Annotated in this window: 3 protein-coding genes and 1 pseudogene; all 4 read right to left on the bottom strand. The window is 37.5% G+C overall.

Going from position 1 to position 4,423, the window contains the following annotated elements:
* Positions 1 to 143, bottom strand: a pseudogene (locus MICAI_RS25845) (IS630 family transposase); the annotation flags it as partial.
* A gap of 201 nt (positions 144 to 344) precedes the next feature.
* Positions 345 to 680, bottom strand: coding sequence for a hypothetical protein (locus MICAI_RS27660; RefSeq protein WP_008201022.1), 336 nt, complete (start codon positions 678 to 680; stop codon positions 345 to 347).
* Between the two features lie 486 nt (positions 681 to 1,166).
* Complete coding sequence (locus MICAI_RS25835) at positions 1,167 to 2,369, bottom strand: hypothetical protein (RefSeq protein WP_008201019.1); 1,203 nt, start codon at positions 2,367 to 2,369, stop codon at positions 1,167 to 1,169.
* Positions 2,370 to 3,512: 1,143 nt separating this feature from the next.
* A complete protein-coding gene (locus MICAI_RS09685; protein WP_008201018.1) occupies positions 3,513 to 4,271 on the bottom strand; it encodes a Uma2 family endonuclease in 759 nt (252 codons plus the stop codon).
* Positions 4,272 to 4,423: the final 152 nt, after the last annotated feature.

Below are 4,423 nucleotides of genomic sequence, written 5' to 3'. Positions count from 1 at the left end.
AACTGACAATTTTTTTTGTGCGGTATCTTTTGGCTCTTTAACCAGAGAACTTCCATCTTCAGTTGAACCCGGGGATGGGGATGATGAAATCTTTCATAATACAGTGAGTTCTTTTCTTCTTCCGTGAATTCTAGGTTAATCATGTTTTTAATGAGTGCTTTGCTTCTAATTATGACTCTTAAACTATATTATTGTCCTTGAGTAAAAAATGCAAGTTGTAGCCGTGCAAAGTATATGCTTGATGCTCCCATCCTATTAGCTTTCTGGAGAGTAATTATAGACAATACCCCAGTCCTTAATTAATTCAAAGGGATGATTGGTTACTAACTGGTCAATATCTAGATTTATTCTGGCAAATCCCCAAAACGCTCTCGATAGCTTTGGAGCAATGCTTGTAAATCCTCAGCCCGCATTCTCTCCTGTTGGGCCCGCATTCTTTCCTGTTCGGTTAGCTCTGACTCCGTGGGCAGTGGTTCAAAGGAAACAATCCTACCCGAATAGCCTAATTCTCGCAGTAATTTAGTATATTGCCCAATGTTAGCACCAACATCGAATACTAAGTCAATATTGTGATAGGCTAACAGGCGCTGCATTCTCACGGTTTCAGATGTTTGTAAATTGTACTTTTTTAGGTCAATTCCTAAACTTCTGGAGAGTTTCTTAATCGTTTTTTTGAGCATGGCTAAGACTGTTCAAGTTTACTTGAAAGATTCCAATATTTCATTATACAGCTTTAAATACTTAGATGCTTGAATCTCAAGAGTAAATTGCTGCTCGACTTTTTGCCTTGCCCGAATGCACAATTGGTTTACGAGATAAGTAATAATCCTGTTCATAAAGAGTTTTGATAGAGAGTTGATCCGTCATCTTCAGGTAGAAAGTCGTAGGAAGATTTTAAAATTATTCTGGTAAAAATTCGAGTTAAGATAAACACTAGGTTTGATCGAGTTTTAAATCATCAATTTTTTACCTCATTTTATCAAGATAACTTGCTTCCTATTACTTTATTTGGCTCTTCGGTTTGTGTTATGCAATGGACGGGGGTTATAAGGGATGGAACCCTTATATAGAAAGGCATTTGGCGATTTTTGTCAATTGTTTTTCCTCTAGAGCGAACTAATCAATTAAGTCTCTTGCCAGATAAGGATTTAGTCAATTTATGCCCCCTATCGAACCATACCAAGTAACGAAGAACCATTTTTGGGATTAAATTCTAGCAAAGATAGTGTCACAACCCAAAAGACCACAGGAGCACCACCATAAAACCCATGTAAAACAAGCGAAAAGACAATATAAGGCAATATATATTTAAGGTTTTCGGGACTGTATAATCTTGACAAGATTTTACCCAAAGCATAAAAGTAAGGAATACAAAAGAGAATTCCTTCGCTAAGAACAAAATAAAGCACACTATTATGAGGCACATTGAAGTTGAGAATCTTTTTAATTGAATCGGATGGTTTGATATCATCACCAAAAGCCGATTTTGGTATGCCATACAATAAAATATCTAAGTTCTCTGTTAATAATTGAATTGTTTTTTCGGAGGCTAAAAATCTTTCCCTATTACTGGGATCTGCAATGTTTTCTAGTTTTAATCTTTCGTTTGTCTCTTTGATTTTAATTGTTTCTAATTTTATGTTGTAAACATAGAATGTTCCGATCGCAAAAATTAAAAGATTGCCCACCAAAATTAAAGTCAAAAAATATCTTTTGTGATTTGTAAGTAACCAGAATCTTTTATTTATAAAAAACCTGGGACTAAATTTTTCTAAGGTAAGCACACACATAAAAATTAGCATAGCAATTAAATATCCTCTACTGGACAACAAAAAAATACTTATGATTGACAGCAAAATTCCTACCTTAAAACTATTTTTCCAGCAAAAGAAGAAAAATAATAAAATAAATAGACCAGAAAAATTAGGGTCTGGAATAGTATACAACGAAAATCTATATAAGCTAGAAGGTATATATTCATATATTTCTGTCCTGAAAGTTAAAAATTGGTATATTATAGATATCAAAAAACATAGGTATAAAAACGTCAGGTATCTTCGGCTTAATTCCTGAGGATGACGAAAAGTAATTAATAAGATAACGATCAACAAGGCAATGCCAAATTTTGACACGGAAAAATTAATAAGAGCGAGAAAAAGAATCATCACACACAAAGTTAAGTCGAATTTATTTAATTTAATTTTTTCCCTAAGTAAATCCCAAAATAAGACAGTAGTGATTACGGGCAAGAATACCCTCAAATGAGAGAAAGACTGCCAAGGAATTATGTACAATACCGAGCCAGAATATACAAGCAACATAGCTGCTGTCAAGCTGCTAGGATATATACGATTAATAATTTTTTTCATAATAGACCTCTTGCAAAGGTAATTTAGGAGTATCTCTACCGTTTAAGCGTCTCGATTATGACTTTTCGGGCATCCTCTAAGGAAGTCAGTCATTTGTCAAGAGGCGATTTGGCGGGAGGAACTAAAGTGTGTAAAACTCAGAGCAGAACAGCATTCATTGAAGAAATCCATACAAGATGATACAAAAGAGGATCAAAAACACTATAAATCTTTCTTATAAAAATATTTATATTGATAAAAAGACCAATAAAAAATACTAAATACAATCTCCACAATACATAGTCATTAATATCAAAATAGTTCATATTGTAACTTTAAAATTTGAATTATATCGAGAGTTTTTGTCACCTGAAAACCTCTATCAGGTGGTTTAGCCTAGAGGGTTCATTTTGATAATCCTTTGGACATTATAGCACAGCCGGATCAATAATGGGAGTATCATCACAGATTTCTCAAGATACCAAAGTCTTAAGCCAAAAGCCTTATAGGAGCATCTAGCTGAATACAGCAATAAAATTAAACTGAAAAAACATCAGCTTTAGTCTGATTGAGAAATTAGCCTACAATAATTTACTCATCTTGTCATTTCGGTAAGCTGCCCGCACATTTAAATTGCTTGTTGAGATGAAGAACTCTTGCACTCTTGCAACGGTAAAAGGATTGGGGGAGATTCAGTTAATCTAAGGATAGACGGTTAAAATGCGTCTTAGCTTAGTTGCCCCAGAGGGGAGTGGATAAATTCATAATTACTACCTCCTTCATACTTGAGAGAATACTGTCGCGGCAGCATGTTGTCCATAATAAGTAATGCAGTTAGACAAGATATTTAAGCCTCCATCTAAGATGTAGCTGGGTTACATCTTACTTGATGATCAACTTCTTGTAAAGAAAATTTTTAACCAGCTAACACCAGAAAGCGAACAAGAGTTCTCTAAGGTTATTGGTTGTCTATGCTTGATGCTCCTATCCTATTAGCTTTCTGGAGAGTTATTGTAAGCTAAGACGCATTTAACCCGCTTATTCTTAGATTAGCCGAACCTCCCCCAATCCCTTTACTGTTGCCTTTTGCCTTTTGCCTCTTGCCTCGTCTCAACAAGCAATTTAAATTACGAACAGCTTACTTTAGCCGGTCAACATCCAGATTTATTCTGGCAAATCTCCAAAACGCTCTCGATAGCGTTGAAGCAATGCTTCTAAATCCTCAGCCCGCATTCTCTCCTGTTGGTCCCGCATTCTCTCCTGTTGGGCCCGCATTCTTTCTTGTTGGGCCCGCATTCTTTCCTGTTCAGTTAGCTCTGACTCCGTGGGCAGTAAATCGCCGGCAAAAGTCGCCCAACGCAGCCAAACTGCCTCGACTCCCTTATACTCCCCTTGCCAGCGGACCAAAGCCAACCCTAGCCTTTGACTGAAAAATCTTTCTCCCGTCTCTAGAGATAATGGCTCGTAGTTGCCGTCTCTGAGGATAAAACCTGCCCAGTCTTCAGGATTAAAGGGATCGTACCAGAAATATTCTGGCACTCGCAAGCGGTTTTGATAGATAGCTTTCTTTTCAGTTTTATCCTGTTGATCGGTACTTTCGGAAAGGAGTTCGATAACCACGTCGGGAGCTTTCCCTTCTTGCCAAACCACCCAACTTTTTCTTTCCCCTTTAGGAACCCCCAGGACAGCAAAGAAATCGGGACCGCGAAAGTCCTCGCTTTTTAACTGTGCGGCACTGAAATAAACGAACATATTGCCCCCCACATAGCCATCTTCCCTGGCAGCTAACCAGGGGAACAAGGCATCAATGAGGATATCCATCTGGAGTTTATGTCGTTGGGTTTCCATGGGAACGCCGTCATCGCAGGGCAATTCATCTTGGGTAGGCAGTGAAAGTGGAGAAGGGGCAATAGTTGAAGTCATCGGAGTCACGCTGGTGATTAGACTTAAGGAGCTTTTTCCCCTAGCATTAGGGAGAATGTCTAGCGCCTAGAATTGAGACGGGCGCAAAATACTATGGTGATTATAGCCGACATTCCGCACTTCATTTTGTAACTTTTTATATTACAAAATGA

This window comes from Microcystis sp. T1-4 (genome assembly GCF_000297435.1).
In the GTDB taxonomy this organism is placed as follows: Bacteria; Cyanobacteriota; Cyanobacteriia; order Cyanobacteriales; family Microcystaceae; genus Microcystis.
The sequence above is the reverse complement of the archived record's forward strand: the minus strand, read 5'-3'. Positions and strand labels throughout refer to the sequence as shown.

Bases quoted from the DNA above. Each gene is read 5' to 3' on its own strand.
- MICAI_RS27660 (WP_008201022.1), bottom strand. From the start codon at position 680: ATGCTCAAAAAAACGATTAAGAAACTCTCCAGAAGTTTAGGAATTGAC.
- MICAI_RS25835 (WP_008201019.1), bottom strand. From the start codon at position 2,369: ATGAAAAAAATTATTAATCGTATATATCCTAGCAGCTTGACAGCAGCT.
- MICAI_RS09685 (WP_008201018.1), bottom strand. From the start codon at position 4,271: ATGACTTCAACTATTGCCCCTTCTCCACTTTCACTGCCTACCCAAGAT.